A 13,281-nucleotide genomic window follows, 5' to 3' on the forward strand; every position below is an offset into this window, starting at 1 on the left:
CCTCACGCCGCTTTCGATGCAGGAACCGCGCCACCGGCGTTGGCTGCCTCGATCATCTGTTCCATGGAGTCGCGGCAGCCGCCGCAACCCGTGCCTGCGTGGGTCGCCTCGGCCAGCGCATCGACAGTGGTCAACGAACCCGCCACGATCGCGTCCTCGAGGGCGCCGACATTCACATTGTGGCATTTGCAGACACGCTTCTCACGACGCACCTGCTCGGCCTTGACCGGATCAGCCGCGAGCTCGGCCGCTTCGGCGGCAATCGCGGCGTTCGCTCGCTCTTCCCAGGTCGTTTCCTGCCACGGCGGCGGACGACGAACCTGCTCCCATACGGGGTTGAACAGCGCCTTGTCGATCTCATGAACGAGCTCGACCATGCCCTCATAGCCGGCATAGGCGTGATGACGCTCCTGGTTGATATCGAGCCAGGGCATCTTGGCCTTGAGCGCGATGAACTGCGAGCGGCCGCCCGACAACATGATATCCGCCTGCGCGTCTTTGAGCATTTTATACATTTCGCGCGGCGTCATATCGTCGATCATATGGGCGTCCTGACCCATCAGCTCCTTGATGCGCTCCTTGTCCTCCTTGGTGGACTTCTTGACGCTGGTGCCGACGAGCTCCATGCCCGCTTCTTGCAGCGCGGCGACGACGGACCAGGATTTGACGCCGCCCGTGATGAGCAGAACCTTCTTGCCAGTGAGGCGCTCCTTATAGGGAGCGATGCGCGCCCAGGCGCGCGCTTCCTCGCGCTCGATGATTGCGTCGGTGCGATCCTTCAGCTCCGCCGGAGCGCCCCGCTCGACGAGAAGCCGCGCGATCTCACGAAGCGAATCGCTCATATCGCCGATGCCGTAGAACGACCCTTCGAAGAAGGGAATGTCGTAGCGCTCCTCCATCTTGCGAGCGACGTTGATCATGGCTTTCGAGCAAACCATCATCGACGCTTTGGCGCGATGGGAATAGGCGACCTCGTTATATTTGCCGTCGCCGGAAATGCAGGACAGGATGCGAATGCCGAGCTCGTCGAGCAGAGGCTTCACCTGCCACAACTCACCCGCCAGATTATATTCGCCAATGATGTTGATATCATAGGGCGTCGTATATTCCGGCTCCTGCGTCCCGATCACATGTTCGAGAATCGCCTCGCCCGCGAGCTTGTTGCCGAGATTCTTCGGCCCGACGAAGCCGGGCGAGTTCACGGGGATAACGGGCTTGTTGAATTTCTTCGCGGCAGCTTTGCAGACCGCATCGATATCGTCGCCGATCATCGCCGGAACGCAGGTCTGATAAACGAAGACCGCTGGCGGATCGTATTTGTCGATGATCTCTTTGATCGACTTGTAGAGGCGCTTCTCACCGCCGAAGACGACGTCGGTCTCGCCGATATCCGTCGTGAAGCCCGTGCGGTAGAGGCTGGAGCCAGATGTCTTGGCTCCGCGATTGTCCCAGGAGTTGCCTTCGCAGGCTATGGGACCGTGAACGAGATGGGCGACGTCGGTGATGGGCTGAAGAGCGATCTTGGCGCCATCGAAAGCGCATCCACCGGCTGCGGCGCCTGGCGCCAATTGCTTCGTGCAGCCTTTCTTTCGCTCTTTCTCGGATTTGCCCTTGTTCTTGTCGCAACCGGGCTCGTTGAAAACTTCTTGAACTTTTGCGGCCAGCGTGCTCATCCGCGCCTCCTGCAATGGCCATCGCCTCCCACTCGGCGCACTCATTGCGCTGGCGCGGCGATCAACCCGACGGATCAGGCTCTTGTTGTTCCGCCGGGTCGATTGCGACCCGGCGGAAGCTCGTGAAGGTCAGCGAATGATGTCGAAGCTGTAGTCCGACTTCGCGACAACGTTGGTGTTGCGGTCGATCTCGTCGAACACCTTGTCGAGCAGCCACACCAGGACGTTCAGGCCGCCCTGATAACCCCACACCGGATAGCGGTGATAGTGGTGGCGATCGAAGACCGGGAAGCCAATGCGGATCAGCGGCGTGCCGGTGTCGCGCTCGAGATACTTGCCGTAGGTGTTGCCGATCAGGAAGTCGACCGGCTCCGTGAACAGCAGCGAACGCAAATGCCAGAGATCCTTGCCGGCATACGCAGTGCAGTTCTTGCCGAACGGCGAGCTGGCGAACAATTGCTTCATCTGCTCTTCCCAGAGCTTGCCGCCATTGGAGGCGAGCACGGTGATCGGCTCGGCGCCGAGCTCCATCAGGAAGGCGGCCAGGCCATAGCAGAGGTCCGGATCGCCATAGATGGCGAAACGCTTGCCGTGCAGATGCGCGGAAGAGTCGGCGATCGCGTCGACGAGACGGCCACGCTCGCGAGTCAGCTCTTTCGAGATCGGCTTGCCGGTGACTTCCGAAACCTTCATCAGGAATTCGTCGGTCGCGCGGACACCCACCGGATGATGGAAGGAGTAGGTCTCCTGGCCGCTCGCGGCGATCAGCGGCAACGTCTTCTCGGTCGAGAAGTGCTGCATCGAGAAGGTCGCCTTCGCATGGATCGCGTTGGCCGCGTCCTCGAGCTTCGTCCCGCCGTCATACATGCGGAACTCGCCGTCGGTCGGCGTATCCCACACATCGCTCGGATCGCCGAGGATCGTATATTCGACGCCCATCGATTCGAAGATACGCTTCACTTCGCGGATATTGCCGACCACATAGCCGTCAAAGCCGCCGATGAAGTTGATCGAATTGTTCGGAACGCGCTCGAGCTTGGGAGCGGTGCCGGCCTTGCCGTTCCAGAAATGCTCGACGATGCCCTTCATCACATTGTCGTAGCCGGTGACGTGGCTGCCGACGAAGGCCGGGGTGTGAGCGAACGGAACGTCGTAATCGGCCGGGACCGAGCCCTTTTCCTTCGACGTCTTGATGAAGGCGTTCAGGTCGTCGCCGATGACTTCCGCCATGCAGGTGGTGGAGACGGAGATCATCTTCGGCTTATACATATTATAGGTGTTGGCGAGGCCGTCGATCATGTTGTTGAGGCCGCCGAACACCGCTGCGTCTTCCGTCATCGAGGAGGAGACGCAAGAGGTCGGCTCCTTGAAGTGACGCGAGAAGTGCGAACGATAATAGGCCACGCAGCCCTGCGAACCATGGACGAACGGGATCGTCTGCTCGAAACCGAGCGAGGCGAACACCGCGCCGAGCGGCTGGCAGGCCTTCGCCGGATTGACGGTCAGAGCTTCGCGAGCGAAGTTCTTTTCCTGATACTCTTTCGTCTTGGCCCACTCGCGGACGCGCTCGACTTCGGCGTCGGGGTGATGATTCTCGAACTCTTTCTTCTTCTTCTCGAACATCTCGAGGTATTCCGGCTGGCGGAATAGGTTGAAATGGTCGAGGACGTTATCTGCATTCTGTGGCATGTCGATTCCCCTCGTTGTCCGCGAGCGCCCGCCCTCTCGGACCGAGGCGGCGACCCGGCCTCGGTCTCTCCAACGCGAACGGGGGGATACCCCGTTCGCGAAGAGAGCGTTTGCAACTCAGTCGATCAAGCCGCCCAGGGCGCCTTGGCGAATTTCCAGACCGGCGAGTTGATCGCCATGTCCATGTCGCGAGCGAAGATCGCGAAGCCGTCATAGCCGTGATACGGGCCGGAGTAGTCCCAGCTGTGCATCTGACGGAAAGGAACGCCCATCTTCTGGAAGACGTACTTTTCCTTAATGCCAGAGCCGACCAGGTCGGGCTGGATCTTCTCGACGAACTTCTCGAACTCGTAGCCGGTCACGTCGTCATAGATCAGCGTGCCGTCCTTCACATAGTGAGTCGTGCGCTGATAGTCGTCGTTGTGGCCGAACTCATAACCAGTGCCGACGATCTCCATGCCGAGATCCTCGTAGGCGCCGATCACGTGACGCGGGCGGAGACCGCCGACGAACAGCATGACTTTCTTGCCTTCGAGGCGCGGACGGTACTTGGCGATCACCGCGTCCATCAGCGGACGATATTTGGCGATGACGCGCTCAGCGCCTTCCTTGATCTTGTCGTCGAAGTGGCTGGCGATCTTGCGCAGCGACTCTTCGATCTTCGACGGACCAAAGAAGTTGTACTCGACCCACGGAACCCCGTACTTTTCTTCCATGTGACGGGAGATGTAGTTCATCGAGCGGTAGCAGTGCAGCACGTTGAGCTTCGCGCGAGGCGTCGCCTCGAGCTCGGCGATCGTGCCGTCACCCGACCACTGCGCAACGACGCGGAGGCCCATTTCCTCGAGCAGAATGCGCGAAGACCAAGCGTCGCCGCCGATGTTGTAGTCGCCGATGATCGCAACGTCATAAGGCGTCGATTCGAAGAGAGCGGGCTTGCCCTCCATCTTGTCGAACACCCAGTCGCGGATCGCATCGTTGGCCAGATGATGGCCGAGCGACTGCGACACGCCACGGAAGCCTTCGCAGCGAACCGGGACGATCGTATGGCCGTTGTACTCCTTGGTTTTCGCCTTGGAGACCGCCTCGATATCGTCGCCGATCAGGCCGATCGGGCACTCGGACTGAACGGAGATGCCCTTGTTGAGGGGGAACAGCTCCTGGATTTCGTCGATCAGCTTGGCGAGCTTCTTGTCGCCGCCGAACACGATGTCCTTTTCCTGGAAGTCCGAGGTGAACTGCATCGTGCCGAAGGTGTCGATGCCCGTCACGCCGATGTAGTAGTTACGACGAGACGCCCAGGAATACTGACCGCAGCCGACCGGGCCGTGGCTGATGTGGATCATGTCCTTGATCGGGCCCCACACGACGCCCTTCGAACCGGCGTAAGCGCAGCCACGGATCGTCATCACGCCGGGGATCGACTTGATGTTGGACTTCACGCCGCAATCCGGCTTGCCATCCTCGAACGTGCCGAGGTGCTTCGCGCGGCGCTTGGCGGTCTTTTCAGGATAAACTTCGAGAACCTCTTTGATCAGCGCTTTATTGCGCGCCTTGAGGTCTTCGATCGATTCGGGTTGAGCCAGGCTCATGACGCCATCCCTTTCCAGTTAACCGTGTCTGAAAGAACGGCCCGGCCCCGTATGAGGCCGGGCCTTGGACTTTCAGGCGAATTACGCGATCGCGGCCAGATCAGCCGCGGTCTTGCCGACCTGCGACTCGTCGACGGCCTTCATCACGCCATGCTCCATGAGGAGATCTTCGAGCTCGTCCATGGTGATCGGGGTCGGGATGATGCCATTGCCCTTGTTGGCATGGACCTTCTCGGCCAGCGAACGATAGTGACCGGCCTGCACGGAATCGGGCGCATACTCGATGACCGTCATGCGGCGCAGCTCGGCGTGCTGAACGATATTGTCGCGCGGCACGAAGTAGATCAGCTGAGTGCCGAGCTTCTTGGCCAGGGACTCGGCCAGCTCGTACTCCTTGTCGGTCTGGCGCTCGTTGCAGACCAGCCCGCCCAGGCGCACGCCGCCGGAGTTGGCATACTTCAGAATGCCCTTGGAGATGTTGTTGCCAGCATACATGGCCATCATCTCGCCGGACATGACGATGTAGATCTCCTGAGCCTTGTTCTCACGGATCGGCATCGCGAAGCCGCCGCAGACCACGTCGCCGAGCACGTCATAAGAAACGTAGTCGACGCCGTCGTAAGCGCCCTGCTCCTCGAGGAAGTTGATCGAGGTGATAACGCCACGGCCGGCGCAGCCAACTCCCGGCTCCGGACCACCGGACTCGACGCAACGGATGTCTTCGAAGCCGACCTTCATGACGTCTTCGAGCTCGAGATCCTCGACCGAACCGGCTTCGGCGGCCAGGGAAAGGATGGTGTCCTGAGCCTTGGCGTGCAGGATCAGACGGGTCGAGTCGGCCTTGGGATCGCAGCCGACGATCAGGATTTTCTTGCCCTGCTGGGCGAGAGCCGCGAGAGTGTTCTGGGAGGTCGTGGACTTGCCAATACCGCCCTTGCCGTAGAACGCGATCTGTCGAAGTTCTGACATTTCTGTCTCCTTAAGATACCGTTTCATTGCGATCGGCGCGCACGGTGCGCAGGCCGAAGTCGTCTTTACCGACCGAGCCCGGCGCCGGTTGCTTGATCGCCCCCTTTGTGATCGGGGCCGCCCAATCCGCAGCCACTCGCCTTGCGGGCCCTGTCTCGCAAGCAGCGTGCCAGCCCCTCGGAGGGGTCAATAGACGACAGTAAATCAAATAGTTAGCTTTGCGGGTCGGAGCGCCTGCGGGGGTGTGTCAAAGCCGACAGTGATGCTCGGAATCGGACGAAGGGCATTTAGGCGACAGGCTCGTTCGGAACTATTGTAAGAATCGGACAAGCGTCGTCGGGATTGTCGGCATTGGCACGGCATAGCGATTGCTTACAAAGCGGGCAGTCAAACTACGGAGCAGGCGAGATGCAAATCGGCGTCGAAACGTCCAGGGCGGTCGAAAACAAGCGCATTTTCGTCGTCGACGACGACGAGATCATTCGGGCGGCGCTTCAGTTCATGCTGCACGACGAATACGAGACCCATGAGGTCGGAAGCCTCGACGCCGCCTTCGACAAGGCCGCCTCGGCGAAGCCCGATCTTTTGATTTTGGCGGAAAATGTCGTGAAGGCGGCGGGCCTTCCTATGTTGAAGGAAATTCCGCAACGCATATCCGGCGTGAAGGTGCTGGTGATCGTCGACTCGCTTCAGAGCGGCTTCGGCAAAGAGAGCCAGGCCGCGGGCGCTCACGGCTATATCGTGAAGCCGCTGACCGTCGAGTTCGTGCGGCAGAAAGTGGACGTTCTTCTGGGCCGTCGCCAAGGAGTCGCCATTCCGTTGACTGTTCTCTGACATTCGACGAACGTATTCGAATGCGATCGAGGCCGGAGCCGCTTGCTCCGGCCTTTTTGTTTTGGGCGCGCCAATTTTGCGCGCCTCACAAACGAAAAGCGCCCGCGGAGACCGCGGGCGTTTTCGAACTCTCTTTACGTCGTCGTTAGAGCTGCGGCACGATAATCAAGCGCTCGACAGGATTTCCGTCGATGAAATGCGACTGAACGATTTCATCGATATCCGCCTCGGTCCGCGGCGCATACCAAACGCCTTGCGGATAGACGACCATCAGCGGGCCGGCGCGGCAGAAGCCGAGGCATCCCGTCGCCGTCATCGAGACATCGGGCAAAGGCTGAGCGCCGAGCTTGGCCTGCAGCCGATCCCACAACGGCTTCGCGCCGGAAGTGGTGCAGCTACCGCGGGGATGTCCCGGCGGACGTTGCTGAAAGCATGTGAACACATGGTATTTGAACACGACCGGAAGTTCTTCGAGCATTTTTCTGTCCTGGATTTGACTGATCTCCGACGACGCTGGCGCCGATCAAGCCGCTGCGTCGGCGGTCGAGACGACGACCGGCTGCCCGGTGAGGCTCGCGACGAATTCGGCGAGCGGCGTCTCGATGCGCGTGATGTTCTGCTCCGCGAGGAACTTCGCTTCGTTTTTCGTCAACGGGCCTTCGATCACAGCCCAATGCTGATCCGAAGAACGCTTCATGATCTGCCGAGCGAAATTGCGCTCGAGCTGCGTGGCGAAGCGACACCCGAGGAAGAGAAAGCTGCGACCCTTGCGGATCGATTGAACCGCTTCCGGGATCGGCGTCTGAATGTCGATCTCTGTCAGGACCTCGACATAGTCGGAGTCCGAGATGACGAAATTCGCAGCCGGTGTGACTGAGCCGATCGGCTGATAGAGCAGCGTCTCCCAAGACAACGTTTCTTCGGGAGCCTCCGCCGGAGCCTTCGCGCCAGACCCGTCTCGGACGAATTCCTTATTTGGCACGAGCGACAAGTCGGGTCGGAAATAATTCACCCAATAGCCGAAATGTTCGGCTTGCGACACGCCTTGCACAACGCCCCAGCTCTTGCGCACCGCGAGAGACTTCTGCGGAAGATCATCGTACCACGCATTGACGACCAGCGGCAGATGCGGCCGCTCGGCGATCCAATTGTGCAGGACGCTCGGATCGGGCGAGACCTCGAAAGCTTTCTTCATCGCGGCGGAGATTGTTTTGCGATGCTTGAAATTCTCGATGTATTGCGCCGCAGCGGTCAGATTATTGCGGATTTTGTGCGGAACGGTCGCAGCCTTGGTCAGCTGCACGACCAGTTCTTCGGGGGAGGCGGGAACAGGGTTCCCGCCCGTCGCCAGCGTCAGCACGCCGGGTCCGAGATAGGGTATCACGAGGCCTCGCTCAAACCCCGTTTTGATTGCGCTCAGCACTTGTGTTTCTCCTCTCGTCGAACCCGGATTGCCTGTTCTGTCACTGAAGCGTGGCGCTCTTGGCGACGTCCAGCTTTTCCGGCGTCAGCTTGAAGGCGCCGCGACCGCCCGACAGCGCCATGTAGTCCATGGCGTATGCGTTCGTCAGCTTGGTGAACCACTCCTGGCTGGAAAGGCTCGCCGGACGCTCACCGATCTCTTGCACGGTGCCGTCATTGAAAAAGCGGACATGAATGATGACAGTTGCGTCGCTCATCTTGATTCCCCCTCCAGTTGTCAGCGGCCCGAGTCGAAGCCGAGCAGCTCGACCGTGACGTTCTCGGTTCCGAAATTGGCTTGGCAAGCGAGACGCGATTTCGAGCCCACGCCGACGATCGTGTCCAACTGCTCGTTTTCGGCGCGAGTTGTCTTCGACAGGCTCTTCTTTCCTTCCTGGACGAAAAGATGGCAGGTGCCACATTTGGCCTCGCCACCGCATTTGCTTTGGATCTTCTCTTCCGCTTTGAGAATCGCGTCCAGGAGTCTGCTGCCCGGCTCAACTTCGATGGTTTTGCCCGACGGCAGAATGGTCAGTACCGGCATGTCGTTCACTCCTCCTTGCCAAAGGTCCTCACGCCCTCTTTCCAGCAAGTTTCGAACCACTCTAAATTTCGTGCAGCTGCGCGCGCGACAGGACACATCGCAGGCAAAAATGCGCAGCATTTTGGTGTGATGGGAGTTTTCGTTCGCGCGTTTCGGCCACTCTCGGCCACTCGCGCATCAGGTCTCGTCCGTTTCTGGACAATGACGTCACGGCAATGGACGCGCCGGCTCGAGGCCGGCGCGACTTTTACAGATAAATAGCGGCTCCTGCGCCGATATTGATCGAAGCGTCCTTCATCGTGCCGACGATGAAAGCGATCTGGCTTTCGGTCAGATGAGCGTGGAACGGCAGCGCGACGGCGCGATCCGCGACTTTCTCGGTCACGAAGAAATTGCCGCGCCGATAGCCGAGATCGAAATAGTAGCGTTGCAAATGCAGCGGATGCGAATAGGCCGCGGCGTCGATCTTCTCCGTCTGCAAATCTTCGATGATCTGATCGCGGCTGGAGCGCGAGAAACGCGTGCCGAGATGCACGACATAGAGGAACCAGTGAACCTCCTCGACGTCGGGCGCGATATAGGGATCTTTGATCCCTTCGAATGACTTCACATATTGGTAGAACCAGCGCTCGACCCTGGTGCGGCGCGCGAGCAGCAGCTCCAGGCGTCGAAACTGCGCGAGACCGAGCGCCGCGGTGATGTCGCTCATCGCCGCCTGCATCGGAGGATAGGCGCCGAGCACCACCGAGGACCGTTCCGCGATCCGCCGGCTGCGAAGATTACGGATCGCCGAGGCGCGATCGTCGTCATCGGTGACGATCATGCCTCCCTCGCCACAGGCGATGACGCCGGGCTGAGAAAAGTCGAACACCGAGCAATCGCCGAACGAGCCGACCAGCTTGCCCTTGTATATGGAGCCGATGGCCTCGGTCGAATCTTCGATGAGGATCAGCTTTTTCGCTTCGGCGAGCTGGCGAAACGGCTCCCAAGGCGCCGGATGTCCGTTGGAATTGCCGGCGACGATCGCCTTGGTCTTGTCGGTAATGACCGCTTCCGCCTTTTCAGGCGCCAAAGTGCCGGCCCAATAGTCGATGTCCGCGAACACCGGCCGCGCGCCCGAGAGCGCGATCGCATGCGTCGTCTCACGGAAAGAATGAGCGGAGGCGACAACCTCGTCGCCAGGGCCGATGCCATAGGCGCGCAAGGTCAGCAAAAGGCCGATCGTCCCACTGGACACGGCGATCGCATGCTTGCGGCCGAGATATGCGGCGAACTCCGCCTCGAATTCTTCGACTTTGGGTCCCGCGGAAAGTCGCGGGGAAGTGATCGTCTCGACGACCGCATCCAGATCACTCTGGGCGAGGTCCGGATCATTCATCGGCAGAAGGGACGTCTGCATGCTCGCTCACCTTTTCGGGGCAACCACCAATCCTGTGGCGACGGTCGGATCCGCTGTGATCTTGACGCAATGGTCGCGGGCGTCGATCAGGAACAAATCGCAGTTCTCATAGGTGCGAAACGGCGTCTCGTCCTGAATATCCGCCTTGTCGCATCTCATCGCCGTGAGGCCGGGTGCGACTTGTCTCAGAGCGGAAACGGCCGCCTGATCGGCGGCCGCCGTCGCGAGCGTCGCGTCGATCGCCTCGAGTTGCTCGGTCGCGATCGGCATTTTTCAGTCTCCACTTATTTTCTTGGCTTCGACCGTGATCGGAAGCGACGTTTCCGCCGCCATCTCCGGCAGCTGAAGCACCCAACCATTGGCGAGGGTCACTGTGCCGCCCCACAATTGAGGGCTCCCCTGTTCGACGATCGGCTCTTCGAGATCCTTCTTCGGCACATAGGCCGAAAGAATGCCGTCGGAGCCTCTGCGGATCATGACTTTCACACTGCGCCTCGCTGTTAGGTTGACCCTTGTCGTTTAGCAATGTTCATACCGCGAGTCGTGTGGAAAATCCGCGCGTCAAACGGGCTCGATCTCCTCTTCTAAGCAGCCGATCACCGTCTTCTCGCCGAACTCGACGATATAGACTGGCGTGTCGCTCTCGACATGCTGGCCGATCTGAACGATCTCGCCGGGGTCGCCCGCCTTGACGAGCAGCGCATCGGGCTCATGCCCCGGATGAGAGCCGTCGTTGAAGAGATCAACGGTGGCGCGCACCCGCATGCCCCAGTCATATTTGATCATTGAGCCGCCTCTTGGGTCGCGACCTCGACGGGCTCGAGCTCCTTTTTACGCATGCCGACCTTATAGCCAGTCTCCACGAACTCGACGCCGTAGATGTAGAATTGCTGCAAAAACGTGCCGATGCTCGAGACATAGCCGATCTCGCCTTTTTTTACGAGAATCTCGCCGACGTCCTTCCCCGGGAAGGTGCCGTCGTTTCGCACCACCTTCTTCGACTTGACCTTTTCGCCATAGTTGAAGGCGGGCGGATCGTTCAGCTCGACGGAGCCGTCGTCACGGTTGATGTTGCTCATATCCGTTCCTCGATGTGGCTGTGGTTGCGCTCCAAAACTTTCCGGCCGGACGGATCGGGCGTTTTGCCGAGCCGCGCTTCAGCGGTCTCGCGCACGATCGGGTCCTCGTCGGAGAGAAGCAGTCGAATGTCTGTGAGGGCTGCGCGTTGCGCCACCTCATAGCGCACGCGCCAGTCCGGATCGCTGATGAGATCCGGCAGCTGCGCGACGTCGAGTCGCTGCGCCGCCTCGAAGCGAACGGCCGCGTCCACGTCGGTCGTCATCCGCTTCAGCGCTTGCGGCGCGATGCGCTGCGCGACGACGCGTCGTACCTCGACCTCGTCGTCGTCGATCATCAGAACGAGCAAATCCGGCGAGATGCGACGCGCGACGACCTGGCGGACATAATAGTCGCGATCCTCGATCATCGGCAGCAGATCGACGGGGTCGAGCCGATGCGCCACTCTGATCCTCACCTCGCGATGCGGATCATTGCGAAGCTTGAGGAGATAGCGATCAGGAAGGCGCCGCGCGGCGCTCCAGCGAACAGTTTCTTCGGGATCGTCCAAAAGCGCCGGAAGGAGGAATATCTCGGCGGCTTTGGCGGCCCAGGCGCGCACTTCGAAATAGGGATGCGCGAGAAAATGACGCGCCAGCTCCGGATTCCAATCGAAGAAACGGTCGATCCGACGCGCATAGCGGTCGAAGACACAGGCCCGGAGCGGCTTGCAACGCTCCTCGGCCAAGAGCTCTTTATGGGGGCATGCCCCGCAATCGACGGGAACGCCTTGCCAGTCGATGGCCTCGTCGATCTCGTCAGTCGGCATCCTCGGCCTCCCGTTGCGCGAGAACGGTGAGCAGCAAGGTCGCGCCGACCTTATCGGTCGGGTCTAGCTCGAGCAGCTTTTGCGCCGCCTCTCGCCCCTCCTCATGCTCGCCCATGCGCATCTGCAGATACGCATAGCCTTTGAGCACAAACATGAAGAAGCGCGGCAGCACCGCCTCGTAATTGGCGAAGTCGGCGTCGCCTTTTCGGACCTCGCGCCAGTCGAGCGGCAGCGAATTATCGATCGCCGCCCTAGTGAGGCACGTCTTGGCGATCTCGAGCGTATCCTCGAGACGGTTCTTGTAGAAGTAAAACCGGTAGAGTCCGATCAGCACCGCCACATGGGTCGGGGCCGCGCGACGCGCCTCGAACAAATGCTGTTCTGCGACATCGCCGAGATGGTAGGAAAGCGCCGCTTCGCGGAGATGACGCTCGGCTTCCGCCGGCAATCCGGCGCCGAAGACGGGAGAAGAAAGAATCTCGTCTCCCGTATCGAAGGCCTCGTTGCGTAGAGCGCCATCTCCGTTCAACATGAAGCGTTCCTATCCACTCACGCCACGGGAAGCTCCGGCAGCTCGACGACGGTCTGCGTCGTCGAGGAGCACCCACAGGCTTTCGCTTTGGGATCGATGAAGGAGAAGCCGGTGGAGGTGGCCGTCTCTTTGAAGTCGATCGTCACGCCATCGAGCAGCAGGCGGCTCTGCGCCGGCAGAAACAGCTTGAAGCTCGGGAAGTCGAACGCCTGCTCGCCCTCACGCGGAGCCGGCTGAACCGAGAATTCCGCGCTCATGCCCGAGCAGCCGCCCGGAGAGACGTGGAGGCTCAGACCGAAGCCCGGACCGCCGTCGAACGTGACGAGGCGGCGGATGAATTTTTCCGCGGCGGGAGTGAATTGAATATTCATGCCGCGCCCCCGGCCGCCTGATACCGCGGGAGCGAGTTGTCGATGACGCAGGTGTCATCGACCGGGCACACCGCGACGCACTGCGGCACATCGAAATAGCCGATGCACTCGGTGCACTTCTTGGGATTGATGACGAAGGTTCCGTTCTTCTCGGAGATCGCCACATTGGGGCATTCCGCCTCGCACGCCGAGCAGGACGTGCATTGCGAAGCAACGATCTTGTAGGTCATTTGCTTGCTCCTCCATCGAGCCGTCACTGAGCTGAAGAATCGCCGATTCTCTCGAGCTCTAATTCTCCGCGCATCCGCGGTCTTGACTGAAGCGCGGGCCGC

At 60.4% G+C, this 13,281-nt stretch carries 18 protein-coding genes; 1 reads left to right on the forward strand and 17 read right to left on the reverse strand.

The window, feature by feature from the left end; all coding sequences use genetic code 11:
• Nucleotides 1-2: 2 nt before the first annotated feature.
• The 4 genes from nifE to nifH form a co-directional block, all read right to left on the reverse strand.
• On the reverse strand, nt 3-1,673 hold the full coding sequence (gene nifE / locus METLW3_RS0117525) for a nitrogenase iron-molybdenum cofactor biosynthesis protein NifE (RefSeq protein ID WP_024881130.1): 1,671 nt from the start codon (nt 1,671-1,673) through the stop codon (nt 3-5).
• A 129-nt stretch (nt 1,674-1,802) separates the two neighbouring features.
• Nucleotides 1,803-3,362, reverse strand: a complete 1,560-nt coding sequence (gene nifK, locus METLW3_RS0117530) for a nitrogenase molybdenum-iron protein subunit beta (RefSeq protein WP_024881131.1) — start codon at nt 3,360-3,362, stop codon at nt 1,803-1,805.
• Nucleotides 3,363-3,487: 125 nt separating this feature from the next.
• Entirely contained in the window at nt 3,488-4,954 is a 1,467-nt protein-coding gene (nifD, locus tag METLW3_RS0117535) for a nitrogenase molybdenum-iron protein alpha chain (protein ID WP_024881132.1), read from the reverse strand.
• Nucleotides 4,955-5,035: 81 nt separating this feature from the next.
• Nucleotides 5,036-5,923 carry a nitrogenase iron protein gene (gene nifH, locus METLW3_RS0117540; RefSeq protein ID WP_024881133.1) on the reverse strand — a complete coding sequence of 296 codons (888 nt, stop codon included), beginning with the start codon at nt 5,921-5,923 and terminating at the stop codon, nt 5,036-5,038.
• A 408-nt stretch (nt 5,924-6,331) separates the two neighbouring features.
• Here nifH and METLW3_RS0117545 point away from each other — a divergent pair, with 408 nt between their 5' ends.
• Nucleotides 6,332-6,757 (forward strand): response regulator, encoded by a 426-nt coding sequence (locus METLW3_RS0117545; protein WP_024881134.1) that lies wholly within the window; start codon nt 6,332-6,334, stop codon nt 6,755-6,757.
• A 145-nt stretch (nt 6,758-6,902) separates the two neighbouring features.
• Here the strand turns inward: METLW3_RS0117545 and METLW3_RS0117550 are convergent, their stop codons facing one another.
• From METLW3_RS0117550 to METLW3_RS0117610, 13 genes are all read right to left on the reverse strand, one after another.
• Nucleotides 6,903-7,235, reverse strand: a complete 333-nt coding sequence (locus METLW3_RS0117550; protein ID WP_024881135.1) for a (2Fe-2S) ferredoxin domain-containing protein — start codon at nt 7,233-7,235, stop codon at nt 6,903-6,905.
• 45 nt (nt 7,236-7,280) lie between these two features.
• Nucleotides 7,281-8,141, reverse strand: a complete 861-nt coding sequence (locus tag METLW3_RS0117555; protein ID WP_245267395.1) for an SIR2 family protein — start codon at nt 8,139-8,141, stop codon at nt 7,281-7,283.
• A gap of 79 nt (nt 8,142-8,220) precedes the next feature.
• Entirely contained in the window at nt 8,221-8,436 is a 216-nt protein-coding gene (locus METLW3_RS0117560; protein WP_024881137.1) for a hypothetical protein, read from the reverse strand.
• 20 nt (nt 8,437-8,456) lie between these two features.
• Nucleotides 8,457-8,762 (reverse strand): 2Fe-2S iron-sulfur cluster-binding protein, encoded by a 306-nt coding sequence (locus tag METLW3_RS0117565; RefSeq protein ID WP_024881138.1) that lies wholly within the window; start codon nt 8,760-8,762, stop codon nt 8,457-8,459.
• 247 nt (nt 8,763-9,009) lie between these two features.
• Nucleotides 9,010-10,161: a DegT/DnrJ/EryC1/StrS family aminotransferase gene (locus METLW3_RS0117570; RefSeq protein WP_024881139.1), complete on the reverse strand. Its 1,152-nt coding sequence runs from the start codon at nt 10,159-10,161 to the stop codon at nt 9,010-9,012.
• A 6-nt stretch (nt 10,162-10,167) separates the two neighbouring features.
• Nucleotides 10,168-10,431 carry a hypothetical protein gene (locus METLW3_RS0117575; RefSeq protein ID WP_024881140.1) on the reverse strand — a complete coding sequence of 88 codons (264 nt, stop codon included), beginning with the start codon at nt 10,429-10,431 and terminating at the stop codon, nt 10,168-10,170.
• Between the two features lie 3 nt (nt 10,432-10,434).
• Nucleotides 10,435-10,647 (reverse strand): putative nitrogen fixation protein NifT, encoded by a 213-nt coding sequence (gene nifT, locus METLW3_RS0117580; RefSeq protein ID WP_036292550.1) that lies wholly within the window; start codon nt 10,645-10,647, stop codon nt 10,435-10,437.
• 75 nt (nt 10,648-10,722) lie between these two features.
• A complete protein-coding gene (locus METLW3_RS0117585) occupies nt 10,723-10,947 on the reverse strand; it encodes a nitrogen fixation protein NifZ (RefSeq protein WP_024881142.1) in 225 nt (74 codons plus the stop codon).
• Nucleotides 10,944-11,240 carry a nitrogen fixation protein NifZ gene (locus METLW3_RS0117590; RefSeq protein WP_024881143.1) on the reverse strand — a complete coding sequence of 99 codons (297 nt, stop codon included), beginning with the start codon at nt 11,238-11,240 and terminating at the stop codon, nt 10,944-10,946. The genes METLW3_RS0117585 and METLW3_RS0117590 overlap by 4 nt, the downstream gene beginning before the upstream one ends.
• Entirely contained in the window at nt 11,237-12,046 is an 810-nt protein-coding gene (locus METLW3_RS0117595; RefSeq protein WP_024881144.1) for a 4Fe4S-binding leucine-rich repeat protein, read from the reverse strand. Before METLW3_RS0117595 ends, METLW3_RS0117590 begins: the two co-directional genes overlap by 4 nt.
• Nucleotides 12,036-12,578 (reverse strand): hypothetical protein, encoded by a 543-nt coding sequence (locus METLW3_RS0117600; RefSeq protein ID WP_024881145.1) that lies wholly within the window; start codon nt 12,576-12,578, stop codon nt 12,036-12,038. Before METLW3_RS0117600 ends, METLW3_RS0117595 begins: the two co-directional genes overlap by 11 nt.
• A 17-nt stretch (nt 12,579-12,595) precedes the next feature.
• Nucleotides 12,596-12,949: an iron-sulfur cluster assembly accessory protein gene (locus METLW3_RS0117605; protein ID WP_024881146.1), complete on the reverse strand. Its 354-nt coding sequence runs from the start codon at nt 12,947-12,949 to the stop codon at nt 12,596-12,598.
• Nucleotides 12,946-13,242 (reverse strand): 4Fe-4S dicluster domain-containing protein, encoded by a 297-nt coding sequence (locus METLW3_RS0117610; RefSeq protein WP_348625823.1) that lies wholly within the window; start codon nt 13,240-13,242, stop codon nt 12,946-12,948. The genes METLW3_RS0117605 and METLW3_RS0117610 overlap by 4 nt, the downstream gene beginning before the upstream one ends.
• Between the last annotated feature and the right edge of the window lie 39 nt (nt 13,243-13,281).

It is taken from the genome of Methylosinus sp. LW3, assembly GCF_000527115.1.
Classification (GTDB): Bacteria; Pseudomonadota; Alphaproteobacteria; order Rhizobiales; family Beijerinckiaceae; genus Methylosinus.

What these genes read in the sequence shown, in the direction of transcription:
- METLW3_RS0117605 (WP_024881146.1), bottom strand. Translation starts at nt 12,949, where the DNA reads ATGAATATTCAATTCACTCCCGCCGCGGAAAAATTCATCCGCCGCCTC.
- nifK (WP_024881131.1), bottom strand. Translation starts at nt 3,362, where the DNA reads ATGCCACAGAATGCAGATAACGTCCTCGACCATTTCAACCTATTCCGC.
- METLW3_RS0117565 (WP_024881138.1), bottom strand. Translation starts at nt 8,762, where the DNA reads ATGCCGGTACTGACCATTCTGCCGTCGGGCAAAACCATCGAAGTTGAG.
- METLW3_RS0117585 (WP_024881142.1), bottom strand. Translation starts at nt 10,947, where the DNA reads ATGATCAAATATGACTGGGGCATGCGGGTGCGCGCCACCGTTGATCTC.
- nifE (WP_024881130.1), bottom strand. Translation starts at nt 1,673, where the DNA reads ATGAGCACGCTGGCCGCAAAAGTTCAAGAAGTTTTCAACGAGCCCGGT.
- METLW3_RS0117560 (WP_024881137.1), bottom strand. Translation starts at nt 8,436, where the DNA reads ATGAGCGACGCAACTGTCATCATTCATGTCCGCTTTTTCAATGACGGC.
- METLW3_RS0117600 (WP_024881145.1), bottom strand. Translation starts at nt 12,578, where the DNA reads ATGTTGAACGGAGATGGCGCTCTACGCAACGAGGCCTTCGATACGGGA.
- METLW3_RS0117570 (WP_024881139.1), bottom strand. Translation starts at nt 10,161, where the DNA reads ATGCAGACGTCCCTTCTGCCGATGAATGATCCGGACCTCGCCCAGAGT.
- METLW3_RS0117595 (WP_024881144.1), bottom strand. Translation starts at nt 12,046, where the DNA reads ATGCCGACTGACGAGATCGACGAGGCCATCGACTGGCAAGGCGTTCCC.
- METLW3_RS0117545 (WP_024881134.1), top strand. Translation starts at nt 6,332, where the DNA reads ATGCAAATCGGCGTCGAAACGTCCAGGGCGGTCGAAAACAAGCGCATT.
- METLW3_RS0117590 (WP_024881143.1), bottom strand. Translation starts at nt 11,240, where the DNA reads ATGAGCAACATCAACCGTGACGACGGCTCCGTCGAGCTGAACGATCCG.
- METLW3_RS0117575 (WP_024881140.1), bottom strand. Translation starts at nt 10,431, where the DNA reads ATGCCGATCGCGACCGAGCAACTCGAGGCGATCGACGCGACGCTCGCG.
- nifD (WP_024881132.1), bottom strand. Translation starts at nt 4,954, where the DNA reads ATGAGCCTGGCTCAACCCGAATCGATCGAAGACCTCAAGGCGCGCAAT.
- METLW3_RS0117550 (WP_024881135.1), bottom strand. Translation starts at nt 7,235, where the DNA reads ATGCTCGAAGAACTTCCGGTCGTGTTCAAATACCATGTGTTCACATGC.
- nifH (WP_024881133.1), bottom strand. Translation starts at nt 5,923, where the DNA reads ATGTCAGAACTTCGACAGATCGCGTTCTACGGCAAGGGCGGTATTGGC.